The organism is Pseudoalteromonas sp. 4NS20-0020, from assembly GCF_057554385.1.
The window spans coordinates 693,929-716,961 of the sequence record NZ_BAAJMI010000002.1 but is presented as its reverse complement, the minus strand read 5'-3'; the positions used below and the strand labels follow the sequence as shown (position 1 = coordinate 716,961).

Below are 23,033 nucleotides of genomic sequence, written 5' to 3'. Positions count from 1 at the left end.
TGTTATTGCCCCTGTGACCGCAGGGAACGAGTTAAGCGCCTTGTCATGTTTTGCTGTTTCTGACTAGCAAATACACTCCAAAAATTACTGAACATATTCCAATTCCTGCAGCTAAATAAACGTGAAAATAAAATTTATCTGGGTTATCTGCCAATGTAACTAATACTTCTTTGCTTCTATGTTTATGAATGATGCCTTTTTCTTCGGCCAAAAAGCCCCAAAGAACAAAAAACGCCCCGACAGCAATTATGAAGTAAGATTTGAAATCACTTTCTTGGTTGCCCATTTCAGCTTCTAACTCGCTGAGAACTTCATCATTAGACCTTTCTGGTTTAGAAAGCTCATCTTTAAGCTGTCTGTAGTTCTCAGGAAATTTTTCACTATCAATGCTGTCCAAAGCTTCGTATAGCTCTTTTAGGGAGTATTTTGAATAGTCTATTTTTTTACTCAAAACAACCTCTGAAAAACATAACGCCGCATTAAGCGGACTAAAATTGTGGGTTATACTGTGTAGCGAAGCGGAACGTAACCCACTGTTTTAGTTCCGTTTAAATGCCTTGTTAGCATTCTTTTGCATGATTAGCGAACAATTGGTTTTCATGTTGTTGGTAGTCTGAAAACTCATGTAGCTTATAAGAAGAACAGCCAGTTTTGGTTATATGCAACACATTGATTCTGCCACCAATATATATTCTCTCATTTAAAGCCACATTACCCTGAATCTCTCTTTGCTCATTCATCATATCGACAAATACAGCTGGGATTTCATAATCCCCTTCTGGAAATGAGCATTCTGGCTTTGCCGCTAATCCATATGGTCTAGGCTCAGACTCGAAATTGTTTGTGGAACGATAAGCTATCGCCATCATTTTGTCTGTTTCCTGGCAATACCCAAATTGATACACAGTAGTTGTCGCATTATCAGTGATATTAAACTCATCGCAGTAAGTATTCCAAAGGTCACGCAAACCTTGAGGGGTATGAAAATCTAAATTATTGATTCCATTTATTACCATTCTGTCATTAACGTGCATAGCCCAACGAGTGGCAAAACCACCTTGACCAGTTCCAGCGATCACCGTATTCAAATGAGGTAGGTGGATTGCTTTTGAACAAAATAATAGCGGATCACCTTCAGGTTTCACTGCAAGAGTATCTGTTGCAATAAGAGCCTGTTCCGCATCAGAATAAAATATTAAGGATGACATAAATTCTCCAGTGAATGCTAACTTTTAAATAAGGGGCGCAGGCACGTAGGGCATAATGGCGAAGCCGCCCTGCGTGTTTGCGTCCCTGCCCGCGCAGCGGGCGTGCTTAATTTTTTTGTTATGTGATTTTGCTAATTTAATCTTCGAACTCTTCGGGTATTTCTTGTTTAAATATTTTGGTCGCTTTCTCAACAAGAGCAAGTGGTAACTCTTTTTCGTATAAAGTTACCTCTCTTGTTTTTTTCGTATCATCTCTGAAAATTTCCATGATCATTTTTCCATGGCAATAATACTCTACTCCTATACCATCTCTGTCGCCTACATCACTAGCGATAGTATAAGACTGTATTTCCAAAAATTCCGTTTCCATATGGTAAACAACCAGTCACATAACGCCGCAAATAAACGGCTAAAAATAGTTGGCTATAATTTGTGAGGTACGAACAAAGCCAACTATTTTTTGTCCGCACTTTTTAATTTGCCTTGTTATATGCCGTTTGCAGACATGGCCTCTGCACCTTCTTTTACTTGTTCATTTGATAAAAACACACCACTTTGCGGTTCGAATGTAGCGGAGTTTTTTTGATATCCGAGAAGATAAGCAGAGTTTAAAGCCACAACCATTTCATTCATGTCACCGCCCCATCGAAATGTTACCACTACTGGCTCTATAAAAGCTGAGGAATCGAACGCAGGAAAGTAATCTGAGAACTCTGATAAAGGCGACATAAATGTTTCCACTCCAGAGTCTTCGCCTTTCAGTTGGACAGGGAGAAACCCAGTATGCTTTTTTAAATCTACATTTTCTAAATATTGAACAGGAGTGTTTAACTGTTCTGATAATTCGTTTAGTGAGTTCGTATTTGGAACATCACTAAAAGATAAGATTACGTACATAGTCATCGACATTGATAGGTCCCTCTCAAGTTAACCAAGGCATATAACATGTTTATAGCGAGCGAATCGCGCGTTTTTCTACCACGGCGAAGCTCGTTTTCCTTGTTTGTTTATTAGTAACAAACTTGCCAACTAATTGCCAGCGTTATTAAAATCCTTCAGTGCTCGCTTTTCTTCATAGTATAAAACGAGCAATGGGGCCGCTTTCTTGACTATGCAAGCGACCGTACTATGGCTGTATATATACAGCTAAAATTCATAGAATTGAAAATGAAAACTCGCTCTGCGTATATAAATTATATTGCTGCCTACATGCTTACCCCACAATATTTATAAGCACTATTTATAAGCACTATTAATACCCTTTTAGGCTGGATCGCAAGTTTCACCAACTTTCACAACAAACGTCACCTAAATTCCATGAAAACCTTATAACGATCTTTTTTGATCAAAAAGCAGCGATTATCCGATTAAGTGCAATTTGTCATAAAACTGCAATCTAAGTAGGCGATAATTTAAACTCAAACTGTATTTTTTATAATCTAGAAGACGAAATAAATGACCACACCTCTAGTGCAACTAACATTTGCACTGCAATCACTTGATGATCCGATGTCTGCGGCTATGAGCCACACCATGGAATACGAAAACCTTTCGGTACAAGCTAATGCGCTTCATGCAATTACATTGCAATGCGATTTGCCAGATGCTGTACATGAAGGTGATGTTATTTCGCTGAGCGCAACACATCCAAGTGCCCGTGGCGCTCAGTATTTTACTGAGAACGTTATTACGCAAGCCGATTTAGAGCGTGGTTACGTTAACCTTACTTTAAACAAAATTACCCATAGCCAATGTTTTGTAATGCAGCTGATGTTGCACGGTAAATACGCTACATTAAAAAATAGCCTTCAGTTTGATATGAATATTAACGCATTTGAGGGCGGCTACAACGCGCCACTTATAAATATCGAGCAATCAAAACCACAAGGTTTTCGCCGGTATTTTGCTGGGGTAGGCTCGACCTTTTTATCATTGTTTTAAAACGCTTTTATCAATAGCGGTTAGTCAGGAAAACTTATTTTTCCCATAGTCACTCCCGCAATACCTTGCGCGGTATTATTAAGGTGTTGCTGCTCACCTGCTAGGCATTCGTTGGCTAAAATAGCAAATAACACGGCTTCTTTAGCATCGGGATCTATTCCTAATACCTGTGTGTTTTTAAACGCCTTAACCTCTGGGCAAAGGTTTAAAAGCTGCTCCATTAATAGTGGGTTATGTATTCCACCACCACTGGCATACACTACACAATTAGCCTCGTGTTTAGCACACTTTTTTATTGCATCGCTTATTACATTAGCACTAAATGCATTGAGTGTTGCCATTACATCGTGGTGAGTTAAGTCAAGCGTATTGGTGAGTGCTTGAGCGGCTTTTAAATACGCTAAATTAAACACTTCTGGCCCTGTTGTTTTGGGCATGCTTAAATTAAAAAAGTCATCTGCGCATAATGCATGAAGTAAAGGCATATTTACTTTCCCTGCTTTTGCTATTTTTGCACCGTCGTCAAAATGCATCCCCTCAAAATATTTTTGTACATAGGCATCCATTATTGTATTACCCGGGCCAATATCAGAGCTAAATACACTGTTTGCATCACCGCTTTTGGGTAAAAAAGTTAAGTTAGCTATACCACCCATGTTAAGTAAAATACGGTTTTCAACAAGGCTTGAAAAAAACAAGTAATCGCCATATACCGCAAGTGGGGCACCTTCGCCTCCTGCGGCTATGTGTTTTTGCCTAAAGTCGCCAATGGTTGTAATGCCGGTAGTAACGGCTATTTGGTCGCTGTCGCCAATTTGTAATGTGCCATTAGTAAAGCTTTTATGATTATGCTGTGACTGTGGGCAGTGGTAAATTGTTTGCCCATGACTGGCTATAACATCAATACTTGCTGGATTTACCTGCCAAGTATGTAAGCACTGATTAACCATATTGCCATGGAGCTTACCTACCCAAGGGTGTAGTAAGGTTACTAGTTCTAAATCGCACTCTCGCTTTGCAAATACCTGCTTTATTTTAGTTTTATAATCGTCGCTATATTCAACGGTGGTAAAATTTAATATTTCAATATGTGTGTTTAAGCCCGCGCCGCTTACCTTACACAGCGCTACATCGAGTCCATCTAACGAGGTACCACTCATTAAACCTACAATTAAACGGCTTGGCTTTTGGGCACTATTATATAGGGCGGCTATGTGTGGGTGCATAAAAAGTATCTTAAACAGTATTATATTTTGCTTATATTAGAGTACTTTAAAACAAAGTTATAGGCGTAAGCGGTTAATCTTTGTGATTGTGCAATCTCTAATTGCTTGCTAAGTTAAACCGTATTCACCCTATACTTAATTAAAACAATGATTACCCTAAGAGACTTTAAACCAAAGGACGCGCCACACATTATTAATACCTTAAACGATGAACAGGTGACGCGGTTTTTATCGTCTAAAATTCCATTTCCGTATACTCAAGCCGACGCCGATTGGTGGATAAACCAGGGTTCTAAAAGTGGAATAGTTAAGGCCATTGTTGTAGATGGGCAATTTGCAGGGTGTATAGGCATAACGCCCGGAGAATTCGAGTATAGCCGAAGTGGCGAAATAGGCTATTGGCTTAATAGCCACTTTTGGGCGCAAGGAGTAATGACTCACGCTATTACAAAAATTTGCGATTACGCGTTTAAAACCTCAAACCTAAACCGTATTTTTGGCGCTGTATTTGCTGGTAATACTGGTTCTATAAAGGCACTGACTAAATGTGGTTTTAAGGCCGAGGCCGTTCTTAAACAAGCCATTTATAAAAATGGCGCATTTTACGATAGTCATATTTTTAGCAAGCTCAAATAAACCTTTTAGAATAATTACTCCGCTTAAGGTTGAATTAACAGCCCCTCGCCCAAAACTCCTGTTGTAAGGTACAAATTTGTACATACATTTACTACTTAGCGCGCATTATTGTTTATGCCAATCGGGTTATTAAACGCATACACATTCGTTAAGTGGGTTCATATTCAAAAGGAGAATTTTATGTCTGCAACTAGTCGTCAACTTACTTTAGCATCACGCCCACACGGTGCTCCAACCGATAAAAACTTTGAGTTTAAAACAGTCGATTTACCAGCCCTTAAAGATGGCGAGGTGCTGCTGCGCACTATTTACTTATCACTTGACCCATACATGCGTGGCCGCATGAGCGACGCAAAGTCGTACGCCGATCCGGTAAACGTGGGTGACGTAATGGTTGGCGCTACTGTGTGCCAAGTAGAAGAGTCTAAAAACGATAAATTTAGCGAAGGCGAGTGGGTACTTGCCTACACAGGTTGGCAAAGTTACGCCATTAGTAATGGCGAAGGCCTTATGCAATTAGGCAAAGAACCTGCTAATCCTTCGTACGCGCTAGGCATTATGGGTATGCCGGGCTTTACGGCTTACATGGGCTTACTTGATATTGGTGCGCCTAAAGAAGGCGAAACGGTAGTCGTAGCCGCAGCAACGGGGCCAGTTGGCGCAACCGTTGGCCAAATAGCTAAAATCAAAGGCTGTAAAGTGGTAGGCGTTGCTGGTGGCAGCGAAAAATGTGCCCATGCAGTTGAAAAACTAGGGTTTGATGCCTGTATTGATCACAAAGCCGATGACTTTGCAGAGCAGCTAGAAAAAGCCTGTGATAAAGGCATAGATGTTTATTACGAAAATGTGGGCGGTAAAGTGTTTGATGCCGTATTACTATTACTTAATACCGCAGCTCGTGTACCGCTGTGTGGTTTAGTATCGCAGTATAACGCTACAAGCTTACCTGAAGGCCCTGATCGTATGGGTATGCTAATGGGGCAGTTGCTTACTAAACGTATTAAAATGCAAGGCTTTATAATTTTTGACGACTACGGTCACCGCTACGATGAATTTGCCCAAGACATGCAAAAGTGGCTACAGGATGGCAAAGTACAATACCGCGAGCACATGGTAGAAGGTATTGAAAACACTGTAAGCGCATTTAACGATATGATCAGTGGTAAAAACTTTGGTAAAACCGTTGTTAAAATCAACGATGCACTTTAACTAAAATATATAAACACAGCGTTACTGCAACCAGCAACGCCAACAAGGACTGACATGATAAAACTACACCATTTAAATAAATCGCGCTCAAAACGTATTATTTGGCTTTTAGAAGAACTAGAAGTTGATTACGAAATTGTTGCTTACCAACGTAACAAAGACACATTTTTAGCGCCTGATGAGCTAAAGCAAGTTCACCAACTCGGTAAGTCGCCGGTTATTGAAGACGATGGGTTAATTGTTACCGAATCTGGCGCTATTACTGATTACTTAATTACTAAATACGGTAACGGAAAGTTTGCACCAAAGGCTGGCACCGCTGACTACGTTGATTACCAACAATGGCTGCACTTTGCTGAAAGCTCTGCCATTTTACCGCTACTACTTAAAATGTTTGTGCTTAAAGATGGCGCTAAAACACAATTTTTAGAAGGCTACGCCGACGCCGAAACCGCTAAAGTAATTAGCTACTTTAACGACCGTCTAGAAGGTAAACGTTATTTAGTTGGCGACACCCTAACCGGCGCCGATTTTATGATGTCGTTTATTGTTGAAATTGTTAAAAATTCAGGCCAGCTAGGTCACTTTAAAAACCTAGTAAAATACGACGAGCAATTACAAAGCCACGAGAAGTTTCATACGGCTAATGAGCTAGAAGCTAAATACGACTAATTTTATACGCCTATGACTGTGGAAACACAGTCATAGCAAACATTTTTGCTGCTCTGTTTTATTTACACTAATTTGCTCAAGCGTATTAAAATTCAATTAAAAATAATTTATCTGGATCATTGTGCTGTAGAGTAAAACTCTAAAGTTCTCATTTTTAGTCAACCAATCGATAACCCACGGCCGGTTCAGTTAAAATATATTTTGGACTCGCAGGGTTAGCCTCTAGTTTTTGTCTGAGCTGTGCCACATGGACTCTTACGTATTCAGGACGCTCTACATACTGCGCTCCCCAAATATGGCTTAAGATTGCATTATGGGTGAGTACTTTATTTTTATTTTGAAACAGCAATAAGAGTATTGCGTACTCTTTTTTAGTGAGTTTTACCTCATTTCCAGAAGTGGTAACACTGTGCTTTTGCGGATCTATTTTTATATTCCCGCAGGTAAATGCCACACTCGGTTGGCTTTGGGTGCGTAATAAAACCCGAATTCGGGCTAGCAACTCATTCGCGCTAAACGGTTTAGTAATATAGTCATTTGCCCCATTATCAAGCGCTGTGACTTTTTCAACTTCGCCATCTCGAGCCGACAGCACTAAAACAGGTAAGGCACTCCATTGTCTAAACTCAATTAACCAGTCTTGACCATCCATGTCTAAAAGGCCCAAGTCTAACAATACAAGATCGTAACTTTGCTCACTTAAACGTGCAAAGCCATCTAACCCTTTATCACAAATACTTAGCTCGTAGCCACTGGCTTGCAACAAAGTTTTTAAAAAGCTTTGTAGGGGGGGAGAATCTTCTAATATCAAGATTTTAGTCATTACTTTTTTCCCAGATTAACTTTGCGTACGCCATATTTGTTTCGTTATTAATTGTTAATGTAAATGTGCCCTGATGAAATTTAGCAACCACATCACAAATAATGCTGCCTAACCCAACGCCTTCATCGTTACTTGTTTGCCCTTTAATTACCAAGTTATTAGTTAGAAGTAACTGATAAACTACCTTTTGCTGATTAGTACTTTGCGTAAATTCAACGCTCACCTTTTTATCACCATAACGCCATGCATTTTCGAGCATATTAGCCAGCGCAATTTCTAACAAAGTCACATCCCCTTCGCATGTTGTCTGAGCGTCTATATTGGTATTTATGACAAAATCAGTGAGTTGCTGCTGCCTTCTAGCTTTAGCTTCACTAAGTAGTGCTTGTAAGTTTATTGTTTGCCAACTTAGGTTTTCACCCATTTTATTAACTCGGCTTAACTCCATTACTTTATCAAAGTGCTCATTTAGTATTTTACTTTGCTCATAAATATTACTCGCTTGCTCTTTTATCACGATGTCACTGAGGGTAATCTCATCATCTGCAAGCATGCTCGATGCGCCCATAATGGTTGCCAGTGGTGTGCGTAAATCGTGAGACAAACTACGTAAAAGTGCATTTTTAGCGCGCTCTAATTCCGCTTGCACCGAAATAGCAGCCGACTGCTGGCGTAATAACGTTTTTTCATGTACCTGATAAAGAAGCGAAATAGCAGTGTCAGCAAAGGCTTTTTGCCCTTGCGTTAACCGTTTAGTAAAATTAAACCCGCCCCAACTAGGGTTAACTTCACTAAGCAATATAAACTCACTATTGCCCTGCGATGTTGCAGGTATAAATGTACAAGATGCGTTTAAATGCTTACTGATGCGCTGCGCAAAGTACTTTTTTTGTTCATCCAGCGTATCTAGGCTGTTTAAGTCTTTGGCCAGTTCGTACAAGGTGCGACTATTACTTGCATGTAATTGCACATCCCTAACTTTAGTACTGAGCTCCCCTGCCAATTGGCTGATCACAAAACCAACAATGAGCATAACCATAAAGGTTACTAAATATTCTATGTTTTCAATATGAAAAGTGAAATTTGGAGCAACAAAAAACCAATCTGTACACGCTACACTCACTAAGGTGGTCAGTATGGCAAGACGACGATTACTGCGCACAGCAACCCAAGTCACCCATAATAACTGAAGCATCACGATATCGGTGGTAGTAAACCAATTACGCACAGGGTAAATGGCAATAACAACAATTAATGGCATTATTACTGCCAAAAACAATGCGTTATACCAACGTGGTTTAGCCTCTGCCTGATTCATTAATTATTCCTCTAACATTTGAGCACCTAGACTACTGCCTTTTCGAGATTGTCTCTATAAAGTTTTTATAAAGTTTTTTATCTAATTCGTTAAATCTTTATAAAGCTTTTAACGCCTACCTACATTGTTACTTTAATAACTCATATTCTAACTTCAGCAGAAGGAGTAATACGTATGTTGGGTTGGATAAAAATAGTGATGCTTACAGCCTATGTATTAACTGTTTATTGACCAAATGGACTTTACCACTTCTCTCTTTTAACTTTAATTTAGGTATCAACATGGCACATTTTACAGTGATCGGATTGGGTCGATTTGGCATTGCAGCAAGCCTTGAGTTAATTCATTTAGGGCATACAGTCACTGGGGTAGATAGTAACCCTAAACTCGCTGAAAAATATGTTGAGCATTTATCTGAAACCGTTGTTTGCGACTCCACTGATGAAGCCGCACTTAAAGAGCTTGATTTAGCGAGCAGTCAGGCAATTTTAGTGGCGATTGGAGAAGACATGCAATCGAGCATTCTGTGCACCCTTGCATTAAAAAACCTAGCTGTTAAGCAAATATGGGTAAAAGCGAGCACCAAAGCCCATCACACAATTATTTCTAAGCTAGGTGTAACACGCATTATTCATCCTGAAGAAGAAATGGGCGTGCGCGTTGCACAAGCGCTTAATTACCCTGTAGTAAACGACTATATTTCCTTAGGCAATGGCTTATACGTTGTTGAAGTAAGTATAAAAGCGCACTTACATAAAACAAAACTAGGGCATTTACTTAAAGAAATAAAAGGCACTGTAAACCCATTATTGGTCAAGCGCGCAAAGCAAACGTTTGTCAAACTTGATGACGACTTTGAGTTACTTACCTACGACACTTTACTGTTATCAGGTAGCCGAGTCGAACTAAACTATCTTGCACCAAGGCTTTTATAATTATGGTTTTATGGCACCCTCTCAAAACACCTATAGATCGAAAAGCCAATGGGCATAAAAAACTCAATGCGGCTCCACCGCTTGTTCTCTGCTGTAGTTTTTTAATATTAATAACGCTAGGGGCGTTGGCGTTAAAACTACCTTTTGCAACCTATGCGCCTATTTCATGGATACAAAGTGCGTTTACAGCAACCTCCGCGGTGACTGTAACCGGATTAGTTGTAGTCGATACTGGTTCAGTGTTTACTCCTTTTGGACAAGGCGTTATTGCGCTATTAATTCAACTAGGTGGTCTGGGTTTAATGACCTTTGCGGTTGTAACTTTAATGGCACTGGGTAATAAAGTTGGCTTTATTCAAAAAACAGTGACCAAAGCTGCTTTTAATCAAACAGATACATCTACTTTGGTAAATACCGCTAAGTCTGTTTTGCTGTTTGCGCTAATCGTTGAATCTGTAGGCATTATTATTTTAACGCTGTATTGGCTACCCGAAATGGGCTTACAAAAAAGCTTTTTTCATGCACTTTTTTATACTATTAGCGCTTTTAACAACGCAGGGTTTGCATTGAGCCCCAATAGCTTAATGCAATATGTAGAAGACCCCGTTGTAAATTTAACAATTACCTGTTTGTTTATTATTGGTGGCCTTGGCTTTACCGTATTAACCGATTTATATAAGTCAAAGCGTTGGGCTAAGCTCAGTCCCTACAGTAAATTAATGCTGATCAGCACTGTTATTATTAACGTTATTGCATTGTTGCTTATTTACGCAATTGAATACGATAACCCAAAAACACTGCAGCCGTTATCTGAAGTAGGTAAATGGCTAGCAGCTTGGTTTCAAGCCGTTACCCCTCGTACTGCGGGGTTTAATACCATTGCTATTGAAGAGTTAAAAAATGCAAGTACCGCTTTAACTATGATGCTTATGTTTATTGGTGGCGGCTCTTTGAGTACTGCAAGTGGCATAAAGGTCGTTACGTTTATCGTTTTAATATTAGCAACCTATAGCTACTTAAGGCGTGACAAGGGCGTCACCGTGTTACGCCGAGAAATAGACAAAGATTCAGTGTATAAAGCATTAGCCTTAACCGTTATTTCAGCGGGAGTCACTTGGTTGGCTATTTTTACATTACTGGTCGTTGAAGATGCACCTTTTTTAGATATTGCTTTTGAAGCGGTATCGGCACTGGGTACGGTAGGACTTTCACGCGGTTTAACGTCATCGTTATCACCGCTGGGGGAGTTTATCATTATGTTTTTAATGTTTATGGGCAGAATAGGCCCGCTCACTCTCGCCTACTTTTTAGCAAGTCCACGAAGTAAAAAACTAAGATACCCAAGCGCACAACTCTCTATTGGTTAAAAACACAAACGCGGGTTTATTAGTTAGTCCGTATTTTTAAATACCGGCTATTTCGCGCTCTGTAATACACTCGTTCGAGGCCATTTCAAACTCACGGCAAGTAAGTGGGCGGTTTTCATAAATGGTACACATTAGCGTATTGCGGTCGAGTGCTTGGCACCAACCATCATCGCCGCGTTTCATTACTTCGCTGCCCCACTTGTCGTAATCAATGTACTGAAAAGGCACACCGGTGTCGGTTACTATGCGCACTTCTAATTGGCAACAACACGCTTGGCAGTTAGCGCAGGTTACGGACTCAGGTGTAGAGGAAATAGTTTTACTTGGAATAACAGTGTTAGGCATAGTGGCTTAAATAAAAGAAACACACTAAGTAGGATACACGAACTGGCTAAACGCGCTAGTTAATTTTAATGGTGAATAAATAGAATAATAAAAAGCGTGCTACTCGCTAACACGCTTTATTGTTGGCCTTTAATTTTAAATTAAAAGTTTAATACCACCTTCACATCATCAGACACGGCAGATGCCGAAACAAACCCAATCGTATTTGGGTTAGCTGCAACCATTTTGATCACCTCTGAATCATTTTCTAGCTCTTTGGGTGGTGTTCCTTTTCCCGTAAAAATAAGCTTTGACCAATAAGCTCTTAACTGCGACGCACTTTTATTAAGCAGTTTACTGTTAAACTGCTCCGTAGTCGGATTTTTTGAATCTTGTGATATTGGAATGATCGTATTGCCATTACTAAACGACTTTTCTTTTCCGGTATAAATTCGACTAATGACGGACTCATCAAAACTACTCTCGTTTGAAGGATGTACAATAATAGCAAAATCAGCAAAGGCAACATTGCTAAACAAAAACAGTACACATAACATTAATTTTTTCATTTTTAATTCCCCTTAAAATACAACATCAACACCAAGCGTGATTGCTTTACTATCACCCGCTACCGCTAACTCGAATGAATCATCTTTTACCCTGTCGTACTGCATTTTGAGTGCCGCCGAAGGATGAAAATCCCAACGAACCCCCACCGCAAAGGTATTATGGCTTTCAGTATCTCCCTCACCTTCTTGCTCAAAATCTGAAAACATCACATAAGGCGTAATTGCATCAAACCGATACCCTGCACTGATCATATAAGTGTCTAGGTTTCCGTCTAGATCTAAACGGTTAAGTTCGCTTAGTACAAAAAAGTCGCCAAAATCAAAATTGGCAGCTAAGCCATAGAATTTGCCATCACGGCTATCTTTTCCATCCCATAAAACCGGCTCTCCAGAACGAAAGCGTTTATTAGTGTATTGCATATGCGTTACTCTCAATTCAAGCCAATCATGGCTTAACGAAAGTACACCACCTAGCATATCTTCCCAAATTTCTCGGGTAGGCTCTTGAAAGAAAAAGTCTGATAGCAGTTTGTTGTCGTCATCGTCTTCTTTACCAGCATACACATTAGCAGACACACCCCACTCTCCAATCGAGCCAGAATAGAGAAGGTTTATGCCCTCATAGTTAAATACTTGCCATGTATAATTGTCGGCAGGTGCACGCATCCATACATATGCGTAACCTACGTCAAAAAAATCTGAGTAATAAAAAAGAGGCAAACGCTTTTTACCTGCTTGAACCGTCCAATTATCATTTATTTCGTACGAAATATATGCCCACTCAAAATTAGCATCAAAATCGTTTACACCTCGGGCAACAATTTGACCTGTGACAGATAAGCCCTCACCAAGATCCCCCGACACTTGTATACCAATTAACGACTCTGGAGAGAAAGATAAGTCTTCTGTGTAGCCACTCACATTAGGGTAGTCAGCCAAAAAGGTTGGCTCAACACCATATTGCGGCACACCACTTCCACTGAGTACTTTACCCGCGTTAATACTTGCAAAGCCTGAAATATTAATTTCAGCGTAACTAGTCCCTGAAATAAACACTCCTAACAGCATCAATTTTTGCAGTTTCATCGTTCACCTCGTTTTATATGACCTTAATAGTCATGTTGAGTATAGTTAAACGCTGAAAAAACAAACAAAAATTTAACATTTTTTATAATTATGCAGGTTTGATCATTACTTTAATAGCTATCTGCCAAGCAGTGTGGCTTTTATATCGCTATACCGCTGTTGCTCACAAAGCGCAAATCCGCTGAGTTGGCGTACCTTATTACGAGCAAACAATGGCACGCTCATACCCGCTAAAAAACGGCACTGGGTTTCAACACCCACGTTATGAACTCCCTTTGTGGCCATATGCGCCAAAAACTCATCTACTTTTTGATAAATAACGTCATCATTAATAGTTACAGGCGCTAGTGAGTATTCTAGTTTTACAGCATTACCACGGCATACACTGCAATGCCCGCATTGCGCTGGCGCATTTTGGTCGTCAAAATAGCGCGCTAAGTTATAACTCAGGCAAGTTTGTAGCTCAAAAAAGCGCACTAAAGCAGCAATTCGTTTTATTTCAGCTTGTTCTTTATCAGCAAAGTAGTGGTGTAACTGCTGGGCAAGCTCTGGGTTATTTATAACTTCACTATGCACTTTATATACTTGGGTAATGCGTTTGGTTTCAAGCGTTATAAGGTTTTTTTCGGCTAGGTAGTCAAGCGCGGCCACAACCCGTTTACGGTCAACCTGCGCGGCTTGGGTAAGGGTGTCAAAATTGAGCGTGCCCCATATTTTTTTAAAATCGGTATGGCTAAATATTTGCGTTAAAAAGCCTTGGCGCTGCTCGTCAAACTGGCTAAGTAGCTCGTTTTTATCAACCAAGAACTTGTATTTAAAATCGGCGTAATAGGCGTACTGCGGCGTAATTGCGCCTTGCATTTCAAGTTGAACCAGTAATGTTTTAAGTGCTAATTGGCGAATATTACTTTCGCTTGAAAGGCTGTATTCTTGCATTTCCCATTGCTGTTTGGCTTGGCGAATATCGTTAATTACATATTCAATGCCACTCAGCTCAGGGGTGTCGCCATATACAAAGTTTTCTACTGTGTTTAGGCCATCTAAATTAGCAAGCGTGTAGCAGTTTGATGGGTTGCCATCGCGCCCTGCGCGGCCAATTTCTTGACTGTAGTTTTCAATCGATTTTGGTAAATCGTAATGAATAACAAAGCGAATGTCTGATTTATCAACGCCCATACCAAAGGCTATAGTTGCTACAACTACGTTAATTTTACCCGCCATAAAATCCTCTTGAATTTGCCACCGGAGTGTATCTTCAAGCCCTGCATGATACGCAACCGCCTGAATACCTTGCGCACTTAGCGTGTTAGCCACTTGCTCAGCACTTTGCTGCAGTGTTACATACACAATACCTGGGCCATTTTGCGCACGCACTATGTTTGTAAGTTCGGTGTTTTTATCAGCCGTTTTTACACTTAGCACGCTTAAATCGAGGTTAGCGCGGTAAAAGCCAGTTTGTACAATGCATTCAGGGGCAATATTAAAACGCTCGCTCATATCGCGTTTTACTTTTTTAGTGGCGGTGGCGGTAAGCAATAGTACTAGTGGAATATTTAGCTCTTCGCGATATCGCGGTAGTTTTAAGTAGTCAGGTCTGAAGTTATGGCCCCATTCAGATATACAGTGCGCCTCATCTACCACCAGCATAGACAGCGCAACTTGGCTTATAAACTCTCTAAATCGCTCGTTTTTAAAGCGCTCTACCGACACCATTAACACTTTAATTTTACCATTTCGCACATCGTTCATTACGGTGCTGCTTTGCATTTGGTCTTGGCTTGAGTCTAGGCTTGCCGCGTAAATACCTTTACTATTTAAAAAACTAATTTGATCTTTCATTAAGGCTAGTAATGGCGACACCACTAACGTTAAGTTTTCTAAATGCATAGCCGTTAGCTGATAACATAACGACTTACCCGATCCTGTAGGGAATATAGCAAGGGACGATTGCCCATTTAAAAGCTGCTCTATAGTTTGCTGCTGCCCTGCTCTAAACTGATTAAAACCAAAATGTTGCTCAAGTGATTGTAAAAGCGGCGTATTCATAAAAATGTCCTTTTTGGCGTTGATAACACAGGGCTATAACAGAAAAATGCAGCCTAGATGAAGTATTTGCAAGTTAGTATACCGTAAATTAGGGGATTTACTGCTGACATATCCATTATTTAGGCGCACACTATAGCCCCATAAAAGTGAGCTTTGCCAAAATAATTTTTTGATACCCAAGTCATTTTAAAAATAATAAAACAGATTGCTTGGGTATATTATTTTTAAGGGCATAGTCATGAACATAACCACTCCTAAAATCGTCGTTATTGGCGGCGGCGCTGGCGGATTAGAGCTTGCAACTCAATTAGGGCATAAACTAGGAAAGAAAAAACACGCAGAAATTCTACTAATAGACAAAAACCGCACCCACATATGGAAACCGTTACTGCACGAAGTAGCTACAGGCTCTATTGACCCCGATTTAGATGGCGTAGTTTACTCTGCCCATGCCGCAAAACATCATTATAATTTCCAACTTGGTACCTTTTGTAACATCGACCAAAGCAATAAAACAATTACTCTCGCACCACTTTTTGACGAACTTGGCCACACTATTTTGCCCAAGCGTACTGTACGCTATGACCACCTTGTTATTGCTATTGGCAGTGTAAGTAACGACTTTAATACCCCAGGCATAAAAGAGCATTGCTACTTTTTAGATTCAAACCAGCAAGCTGAGCGTTTTCAGCATTCTTTGCTCGATAGCTTTACCCGCCTTCATCAAGACGACAACCAGCAACAATCTCTTGATATTGCCATTGTTGGCGGCGGCGCAACAGGCGTTGAACTATCAGCTGAGCTTTACCATGTGTCTGAATTACTAAAGCTATATGGGCTTACAAATATGTCGTCTAAGCGTTTGCACATTCATTTAATTGAAGCCGGCCCACGTATTTTACCTGCATTACCAGAGCGTATTGCCGTAAGTGCCAAACGCGAGCTGTTAAAATTGGGCGTAAACGTGCTAGAACAAACCCAAGTAAAAGAAGCCACAGAGCAAGGGTTTATTACAAAAGACGAAGAACATATTAATGCCGATATTATGGTATGGGCGGCAGGCGTAAAAGCGCCAGACTTTATTAAAGACTTAGGTGTTTTTGAGCTTACTCGCAGCAACCAAATTCAAGTAAACAAGTTCTTACAAAGCACCGTAGATGAAAGTATTTTTGTACTTGGCGATTGCTGCGCCTTTACCCAAGAAGATGGAAAACTTGTACCGCCACGCGCGCAATCGGCCCATCAAATGGCACAATGTGTTGAAAAAAATCTTATTGCAACACTTAAACACCAGCCGCTAAGCGAGTTTAAATACAGCGACCACGGCTCTCTCGTTAACTTATCGCGCTACAGCACGGTAGGTAATTTAATGGGTAACTTAACCAGCAACACCTTTTTTATTGAAGGTAAAATAGCCCGCTTTATGTATATCTCGCTGTATCGTATGCACCAGCGCGCCATACACGGTAGCGCAAAAACCTTTGCATTATGGATAAGCGAAAAGGTACTACGTGTTGTGCGCCCTAAAATGAAATTGCACTAATAAATAACCCATGGCGGTAATAAGCAGATTTAATAAATTTTTATTACCGCTGTCTTTGATTTTTCACAATTCCCATGTAAATTTATACAAACCACTTAGGGAATAAGGCAATGACGGGAAAAACACTAGTTTTTAACTTTGATGGCACAGGAAATGAGCCCCGTGACGCAGACCAATTTAGCTCAGAGCATTTTAAAGAAGACAGTAGTATTTCTAACATTGTTAAGCTGCACTTATTATTAGGCGGCAAACTTGATGGCTCTCCCACTACACCTTTCTCGCAACAAATGAGCTTTTATTACCAAGGTATTGGCACTAAAGGTAGCCGGTTAAAACGCATTTTAAACCAAACTTTAGCGCCACGTGGTGACGATGTTGCCAGTATTTTAAATCAAGCCATGCATGATTTTAAAAAACATTACCAGCTAGGCGATACCCTTTTACTTACCGGTTTTAGCCGAGGTGGCGCTCTCGCTAGACGTTTTGCAAAAATTCTGGAACCTTTGATTAGTAATAATGTGTACGTATGTGTATTTGATACCGTGGCCTCAATTGGCTTATCAAAAGTGAGTAAAGCGACACGCGGCGCCGAGCATGTTATTTTTGAAAACCACACCATTGCTAATAATATTTCACAAGCACTGCACTGCGTGGCACTTGATGAAAAACGCCGTGCGTTTGAGCCTACGCTGATGAACCATCAAAATAACATTACTGAACTGTGGTTTGCAGGCGCGCATTCAGACATTGGCGGTGGATACTACCGTGATGGTTTAGCTGATATTTGCTTACGTTATGCACTTGAGTGGATTATTGAGCAGCCGTTAGCTATTTCATTGTTAACAAGTCACGATATTAACTACAAAACTCTTCTTCCAGATAGTAATTTAATTGCACAAGACGATCTCACTGTTATCCCCGACTCACTTGCACTGAGCCATCAGCAAAATTACTTTTGGTTAAACTCGTTCTTTAAGCTAGTAGATAGAGAGTGCTTTGTGCTGGTGGATAACGAAGCAAGTAATATTAAGCCATTAGTTCACCACAGTGTGGCTACACGGATTAATAAACTCACCAGCTACCGTCCAGAGTCACTTAAAAAACAGTCATACAAAGTAAGCTACAGTGACAACAGCACCTTAAGTTTTACCGGCATAAGTGCTCACATTACGCTTGCCAACCAAAATATGAGCGTATTAAGTATTGGCCAAAGCCAAGATGTGGTGGTATTTGCCAGTGAATTTTATAACAAAACGGGCTTAATGCTTGAGCAGGGTGCAACCTATCGCTTTACCCCCTACCCTGATCAACATTGGTTTGACGACGGCATAAAGTGTACACCTATGGGATGGCATCGCGATGACGTGCAATTAGGCGTTAAAGAAATTCCAATGGCGTTACTTGAACCATTCAGACGACTTCCAGATGCTCAGTGGTTCTCATTAGTTGGTGCAATTAATAATAACGAAGAATTTTTATTTAAAATAGCTAATGACGCTACGGTGACTATTACTAAATCAGGTGAATTTAGTCCCTTCGCCAATGACTTAAGCCGTTTTTATGGGGCAAACGCAGGCAGGATAAAACTAAAAGTAACGCGCCTAAGTTAACGTGTAATAGTTAACTTTAGCTGTGGGTAATCAATGTACCCCTCGCCAGAGCTCAGGTTAGTTAAGCATCAGTGCACTTTATACTGCAAAGTGCACTGGGGTTTGGGTCGCTGGTGGACGTTATTACTTTTTCATTTTATGGCCTTTTACGGCATAAAATAAAATAAATAAATAACATGGTAACAACACCGAATACCCTGTTTGTAATGAAGTAAACCCGCTTAATAATCCCCATAAAACTGGACCAAACGCCCCCCCGGCTATCCCCATAACCAAAAGCGCAGAGCCTGTGCTTGTTAGTTTTCCAAGCCCAGACAACGCAAGTGGAAATACCGCGGGCCAAACAATAGCGTTTGCTAAGCCTAAAAACGCTATAAGTAGTAATACATCGGGTAAATTAGCGCCGCCTAATGGTATTAATAATGCGTTAGCAATCATAAACGACTGTGCATCAATTAATAAAATGCACAAGGTAATAGCAATACCTAATACGGCTGATAGTGTGAGGGCTGCTTGTTGAGTTATAAATTTGGGAATAAGCAAAATACCCAAAATATAGCCAAACACCATAAAGATCATGGTGTAGGAGGTCATCACACTATAATTAGCAACGCCAAGAGAGAGCGCAAAAGTACCAATGGTATCGCCAGCAATAACTTCTACTGCAACATATAAAAAAATGGCAATCGCCCCAAAAACTAAGTTAGGGTGAGATAACGTTTCGCTTATTTCACTGCTACCTCTTGTTTGCTCAGCATCGTCAGTAATAAGTTCAGGTAATGGTGATTTTTTAACGGCAAACGCTAATAGTCCAATAAATAGTGCCATACCTAAATAAGGAAGAATAAGACCATTCGCCATGTCATCAACTTGTTGCTGGCTAAGCTCAGTGCCTACTGTATCTGTAAAATTACTTAAAATTAACGCGGTAAACACTAAGGGTGAAATAACACCCGCCCCTTTATTGAGTATGCCCATAATACTAATACGAACCGCTGCAGACTCTTCAGGCCCAAGCCTTACAACATAGGGATTAACCGCAGTTTGAAGCAATGTTTGTCCTGCGCCCATCACTAGCTGTGCCAACAAAAATAAAGGAAAAACTTGCGACATCGCAGCAGGAATAAATAACAAGCCGGCAATCATCATCAACCCCATGCCCATCGCCATACCGTTTTTATAACCAACTTTTTTAATTAACATTGCCGATGGTAACGCTGTAAAAGTCACCGCTATATAAAACGAAAATAAAATTAACGATCCCTGAAATGGCGTTAACTTTAATATTTGGCTTAAATAAGGCATTAATGAACCATTTAGCCACGTTGCAAACCCCAGTATAAAAAATAATACTGCCACAATAGCCATGGGCAGTATGCTACTGCTTTTAGGTGTATCCATAACATTTGTTGTCATGTTATTTTTCCTTTATTTATATTTATTATCATTTTTTAAAAAGCTGTTCGCCACCAATCCACGTGCTTATAACCTGTTGGTTTGTATCGAGTTGAACAAAATTAGCAGGGCTGCCAACAATTAACCTTCCATGTGTTGTGGGTGAGTTAATATACTCTGCTGGGTATAAAGATGCCATTTTTAGTGCTTCTGATAGTGGCAACTGCAAATGCTCAACGCTATTTTTTACAGCTGTTGCCATATCAAGTACAGAGCCTGCAAGCTCCCCCGTTGTTGAGGTTAACTTGCCTTGGTTAAGTGTTACTGTTCGATCGAAAAAAGCAAATTCAGTTTCATTTGTACCCACAGGTGGCATTGCATCGGTCACTAAAAACACACGCCCTTTAGGTTTAGCTTTTAGTGCTACTTGGCATGTAGCATAATCAACATGATGACCATCAACTATTAAGCCACAATAGGCATTATCATTTAGCAAAGCACACCCCACAACACCCGGCTCACGCCCTTGCAAAGGTGACATTGCGTTGTATAGATGTGTAAATCCTGTAGCGCCAGCATCAACGGCTCGTTGTGCCTGCTCAAAACACGCATTTGTATGGCCTAAGCAAACATGTATGCCTAACTCACGCATTTGAGTAATATCACTTGGAAGTACATTTTCAGGGGCTAATGTAACCACCACTTTGCCTATATCTTTGCGCGATAAAACTTGCCACTCATTATCTGAAATAGGACGAATGAATTCTTCGCTATGTGCCCCTTTTTTAGCTATAGATAAATGCGGTCCTTCAAAGTGAATGCCCATAATGCCAGGTATGTGTTTAACAATCGCATCGGCTATTACATCAGCCGCTTGACGCATAACTTCAACTGTATCGGTAATTAAAGTAGGCAGCATGGCTGTCGTGCCATACTTAGCGTGCGCCATAAGCATTCGTTTAACCTCTGATGCATTGCGTGCTCGGTTAAACAATACACCTCCACCACCATTTACCTGTAAATCTATAAACCCAGGGGTAATTAAGCCTGATAAGGTTTCATCTACATTATTAGTTTTATCATCAATAGCGGTAATAACACCCGCGTCAATTGTGAGCACTTTTTCTTTTAAAAACTGATCACCATCAAACAGCGTTGCAACCAAAATACGTTGAACTGACATTTATAATGTCCTTGTTACTTTTTTAAGCCCTTTGGGCTCGTCGGGGTTAAAGCCTCGCTTAACAGCCACTTTGGCAATATCTAAATAAAAGCGCTGCAGCACTAAAAACGGCGCTAAACGTGGGTGCACTGCAATCCCATTTTGAGTAAGGTTGATAATTTGAGCGCCGCGCTGGGTTACGTCTGCTATTTGCTGCTGGTGAGAGTATGCGGTTTCATCTTCTACCGTGCAGTTTAAAATCACTAAACCTTGTTCAACTAATGTAACGGGGCCGTGTAAAAATTCTGCACTACTAAATGCCTCTGCATGAATAGCACACACTTCTTTGAGTTTTAATGCCATTTCTTTAGAGACTGAAAACCCTAAACCGCGCGCTAATACAACCATGTTTTTAACCGGCAAAAATGCGTCTGGCTGAAGTTGTACTGGTGAGTCAATGATTGCATCTAATGCTTCAGGTAACAGCTTTAACCCTTGTAATAATTCGTTATTTTGAGTCCAATTAGCAACTAAATGCACTAAAGCTGACAACGTAGATAAATAACTTTTAGTCGCAGCAACCGATATTTCATCTCCCGCTTTAAGCCCAATAAAATCATCAACAATGTCTTTTAACGGTGACGCCTCATCATTTACCAGTGCAATACAGTATGCGCCAGCTTCTTTTGCCATTTTAGCTTGGGCAATAATATCTGGGCTTCGTCCTGATTGAGAAATAACAATCACCAATGCACCATCAAGTTTAAGTGTTTTACCGTACACACTGGCAACCGATGGCGCCGCTGAACTAACAGGGATACCGGCTTCAATTTCTATTAAATATTTACCAAATACTCCAGCATGATCTGACGAACCACGGCCTATGATCATTACCATTTTTGGCGCAATATCACGTAGCTTTTGGCCAATTTTTTCTACTAGAGGCTGATTAGCAAGAATTTGCTGTTTAATGACTTCAGGCGTTTGCGCCGCTTCTTTTTCCATTAATGTGTGATACATCATAGCTCCTGACTGCTGTAGTTAACTTGCTGTTGTTTCGCGTAAAGTACTGATCCCATTTCGGGAGATGATAAAGGTGCAGATAAAACACCTTGAATATCTTTATCTAGCCAAGGCGTCATAACCGAAGACAATCCACCTATAAAAGATAATCTTGGTGATTTTTTAGCTAATAATCGACGAGCAATGTCACTCAAATAGGCACCGCTTTCTTTTAAAATACTAATAGCAATAACGTCGTTTGCCGCAGCTGACTGAAATACACACCCGGCTAATTGAGCAAAAAATGCAGCGGGTTTATTTGCAATGATTTCAACTAACTCCATGGCATCATTGACCGATAAATACTTTAAAACACATTCAGTCAGCATGTTATTAGGCATTAGCTTATCTAAGCTCAACAACACGTTTTGACATGCTGTAAAGCCAATCCATGCACCACTTCCTTTATCGCCATGCGGAAAGCCATGCCCGCCAATCATAAAAGACTGTCCTTTAACATATGAAAAACCACACGAACCCGTACCAGCAATTATCACTGCACCATCATCACCTTGATGTGCACCCATACAAGCAATAAGTAAATCGGTAGTTAAATGCATTGTTTTGAAGGGGCTTTTCCAATGCATCATTTGTTTATGTAGGCTTGGTAAGTTAACACCCGCCAACCCCACACCTGCTACTAAGTAAGACAAAGGGGTTTCACTTAAACCTGCATCATTAAGAGCTAATTGGGCAGACTGCTCTATAGAATTAATGGCCTGTGTAAATCCATGCAAAGGGTTACCGGGCCCAGCAATACCCGTTCCTAAAATTTCATTCGCGCTGTTAACGATAATTGCTTTACATTTAGTGCCGCCCCCATCGATCCCAACAAAGAGTTCATTGTTAATTGTATTGGTGATCATTTTTGCCTCTTTACTTGTTCGACCGTGTTGCATAA

Annotated in this window: 23 protein-coding genes; 8 read left to right on the top strand and 15 right to left on the bottom strand. The window is 40.4% G+C overall.

The features are described from left to right. Nucleotides 1-43: 43 nt before the first annotated feature. The 4 genes from AC27JL_RS07100 to AC27JL_RS07085 all read right to left on the bottom strand — a co-directional run bounded on the left by AC27JL_RS07100 (nucleotide 44) and on the right by AC27JL_RS07085 (nucleotide 2,117). On the bottom strand, nucleotides 44-451 hold the full coding sequence (locus AC27JL_RS07100) for a hypothetical protein (RefSeq protein ID WP_010556052.1): 408 nt from the start codon (nucleotides 449-451) through the stop codon (nucleotides 44-46). Between the two features lie 109 nt (nucleotides 452-560). Then, nucleotides 561-1,208: a hypothetical protein gene (locus AC27JL_RS07095; protein ID WP_487195226.1), complete on the bottom strand. Its 648-nt coding sequence runs from the start codon at nucleotides 1,206-1,208 to the stop codon at nucleotides 561-563. Nucleotides 1,209-1,344: 136 nt separating this feature from the next. Beyond that, the gene (locus tag AC27JL_RS07090; RefSeq protein WP_487195225.1) at nucleotides 1,345-1,578 is read right to left on the bottom strand and encodes a hypothetical protein; all 234 of its coding nucleotides are present in this window, start codon (nucleotides 1,576-1,578) and stop codon (nucleotides 1,345-1,347) included. 116 nt (nucleotides 1,579-1,694) lie between these two features. Continuing rightward, nucleotides 1,695-2,117, bottom strand: a complete 423-nt coding sequence (locus AC27JL_RS07085) for a hypothetical protein (RefSeq protein ID WP_487195224.1) — start codon at nucleotides 2,115-2,117, stop codon at nucleotides 1,695-1,697. Nucleotides 2,118-2,663: 546 nt separating this feature from the next. Here AC27JL_RS07085 and AC27JL_RS07080 point away from each other — a divergent pair. Next, complete coding sequence (locus AC27JL_RS07080; protein WP_487195223.1) at nucleotides 2,664-3,149, top strand: hypothetical protein; 486 nt, start codon at nucleotides 2,664-2,666, stop codon at nucleotides 3,147-3,149. Nucleotides 3,150-3,169: 20 nt separating this feature from the next. Here the strand turns inward: AC27JL_RS07080 and AC27JL_RS07075 are convergent, their stop codons facing one another. Then, on the bottom strand, nucleotides 3,170-4,375 hold the full coding sequence (locus AC27JL_RS07075; protein ID WP_487195222.1) for an anhydro-N-acetylmuramic acid kinase: 1,206 nt from the start codon (nucleotides 4,373-4,375) through the stop codon (nucleotides 3,170-3,172). A gap of 147 nt (nucleotides 4,376-4,522) precedes the next feature. On the opposite strand from AC27JL_RS07075, the gene AC27JL_RS07070 reads away from it, so the two are divergent. The 3 genes from AC27JL_RS07070 (at nucleotide 4,523) to AC27JL_RS07060 (ending at nucleotide 6,892) form a co-directional block, all read left to right on the top strand. Beyond that, nucleotides 4,523-5,011: a GNAT family N-acetyltransferase gene (locus AC27JL_RS07070; RefSeq protein ID WP_487195221.1), complete on the top strand. Its 489-nt coding sequence runs from the start codon at nucleotides 4,523-4,525 to the stop codon at nucleotides 5,009-5,011. Between the two features lie 180 nt (nucleotides 5,012-5,191). Beyond that, nucleotides 5,192-6,220: an NADP-dependent oxidoreductase gene (locus AC27JL_RS07065; protein ID WP_487195220.1), complete on the top strand. Its 1,029-nt coding sequence runs from the start codon at nucleotides 5,192-5,194 to the stop codon at nucleotides 6,218-6,220. A gap of 54 nt (nucleotides 6,221-6,274) precedes the next feature. Beyond that, the gene (locus AC27JL_RS07060; RefSeq protein WP_006793540.1) at nucleotides 6,275-6,892 is read left to right on the top strand and encodes a glutathione S-transferase family protein; all 618 of its coding nucleotides are present in this window, start codon (nucleotides 6,275-6,277) and stop codon (nucleotides 6,890-6,892) included. Between the two features lie 154 nt (nucleotides 6,893-7,046). Here AC27JL_RS07060 and AC27JL_RS07055 read toward each other — a convergent pair whose 3' ends face one another. Both AC27JL_RS07055 and AC27JL_RS07050 read right to left on the bottom strand, forming a co-directional pair. Further along, a complete protein-coding gene (locus AC27JL_RS07055; protein WP_487195218.1) occupies nucleotides 7,047-7,715 on the bottom strand; it encodes a winged helix-turn-helix domain-containing protein in 669 nt (222 codons plus the stop codon). Then, the gene (locus AC27JL_RS07050; protein ID WP_487195217.1) at nucleotides 7,708-9,033 is read right to left on the bottom strand and encodes a DUF4118 domain-containing protein; all 1,326 of its coding nucleotides are present in this window, start codon (nucleotides 9,031-9,033) and stop codon (nucleotides 7,708-7,710) included. Before AC27JL_RS07050 ends, AC27JL_RS07055 begins: the two co-directional genes overlap by 8 nt. 281 nt (nucleotides 9,034-9,314) lie before the next feature. Between AC27JL_RS07050 and AC27JL_RS07045 the strand changes: the two genes are divergently transcribed. After that, entirely contained in the window at nucleotides 9,315-9,968 is a 654-nt protein-coding gene (locus AC27JL_RS07045; RefSeq protein WP_487195215.1) for a potassium channel family protein, read from the top strand. Nucleotides 9,969-9,970: 2 nt separating this feature from the next. After that, entirely contained in the window at nucleotides 9,971-11,335 is a 1,365-nt protein-coding gene (locus AC27JL_RS07040; protein ID WP_487195214.1) for a TrkH family potassium uptake protein, read from the top strand. 36 nt (nucleotides 11,336-11,371) lie between these two features. On the opposite strand, the gene AC27JL_RS07035 is transcribed toward AC27JL_RS07040, so the two are convergent. From AC27JL_RS07035 to AC27JL_RS07020, 4 genes are all read right to left on the bottom strand, one after another. Further along, complete coding sequence (locus AC27JL_RS07035) at nucleotides 11,372-11,680, bottom strand: YkgJ family cysteine cluster protein (protein WP_058429407.1); 309 nt, start codon at nucleotides 11,678-11,680, stop codon at nucleotides 11,372-11,374. A 140-nt stretch (nucleotides 11,681-11,820) separates the two neighbouring features. Beyond that, on the bottom strand, nucleotides 11,821-12,228 hold the full coding sequence (locus AC27JL_RS07030; RefSeq protein WP_010556059.1) for a substrate-binding domain-containing protein: 408 nt from the start codon (nucleotides 12,226-12,228) through the stop codon (nucleotides 11,821-11,823). Between the two features lie 12 nt (nucleotides 12,229-12,240). Continuing rightward, nucleotides 12,241-13,314 (bottom strand): porin, encoded by a 1,074-nt coding sequence (locus tag AC27JL_RS07025; RefSeq protein ID WP_039037250.1) that lies wholly within the window; start codon nucleotides 13,312-13,314, stop codon nucleotides 12,241-12,243. 117 nt (nucleotides 13,315-13,431) lie between these two features. After that, nucleotides 13,432-15,360, bottom strand: a complete 1,929-nt coding sequence (locus AC27JL_RS07020) for a RecQ family ATP-dependent DNA helicase (protein WP_487195213.1) — start codon at nucleotides 15,358-15,360, stop codon at nucleotides 13,432-13,434. 238 nt (nucleotides 15,361-15,598) lie between these two features. On the opposite strand from AC27JL_RS07020, the gene AC27JL_RS07015 reads away from it, so the two are divergent. Both AC27JL_RS07015 and AC27JL_RS07010 read left to right on the top strand, forming a co-directional pair. Further along, nucleotides 15,599-16,903 (top strand): NAD(P)/FAD-dependent oxidoreductase, encoded by a 1,305-nt coding sequence (locus AC27JL_RS07015; protein WP_487195212.1) that lies wholly within the window; start codon nucleotides 15,599-15,601, stop codon nucleotides 16,901-16,903. 110 nt (nucleotides 16,904-17,013) lie between these two features. Next, nucleotides 17,014-18,513: a phospholipase effector Tle1 domain-containing protein gene (locus tag AC27JL_RS07010; protein ID WP_487195211.1), complete on the top strand. Its 1,500-nt coding sequence runs from the start codon at nucleotides 17,014-17,016 to the stop codon at nucleotides 18,511-18,513. 123 nt (nucleotides 18,514-18,636) lie between these two features. Here AC27JL_RS07010 and nagP read toward each other — a convergent pair whose 3' ends face one another. From nagP to nagK, 4 genes are read right to left on the bottom strand one after another with little or no spacing between them, the layout of a single operon-like run. Further along, nucleotides 18,637-19,929 (bottom strand): N-acetylglucosamine MFS transporter NagP, encoded by a 1,293-nt coding sequence (gene nagP, locus AC27JL_RS07005; RefSeq protein WP_006793532.1) that lies wholly within the window; start codon nucleotides 19,927-19,929, stop codon nucleotides 18,637-18,639. A 28-nt stretch (nucleotides 19,930-19,957) separates the two neighbouring features. Next, a complete protein-coding gene (gene nagA, locus AC27JL_RS07000; RefSeq protein ID WP_487195210.1) occupies nucleotides 19,958-21,091 on the bottom strand; it encodes an N-acetylglucosamine-6-phosphate deacetylase in 1,134 nt (377 codons plus the stop codon). Next, the gene (gene nagB-II / locus AC27JL_RS06995) at nucleotides 21,092-22,090 is read right to left on the bottom strand and encodes a glucosamine-6-phosphate deaminase NagB-II (RefSeq protein WP_487195209.1); all 999 of its coding nucleotides are present in this window, start codon (nucleotides 22,088-22,090) and stop codon (nucleotides 21,092-21,094) included. Continuing rightward, nucleotides 22,090-22,998, bottom strand: coding sequence for an N-acetylglucosamine kinase (nagK, locus tag AC27JL_RS06990; RefSeq protein WP_487195208.1), 909 nt, complete (start codon nucleotides 22,996-22,998; stop codon nucleotides 22,090-22,092). The genes nagB-II and nagK overlap by 1 nt, the downstream gene beginning before the upstream one ends. Between the last annotated feature and the right edge of the window lie 35 nt (nucleotides 22,999-23,033).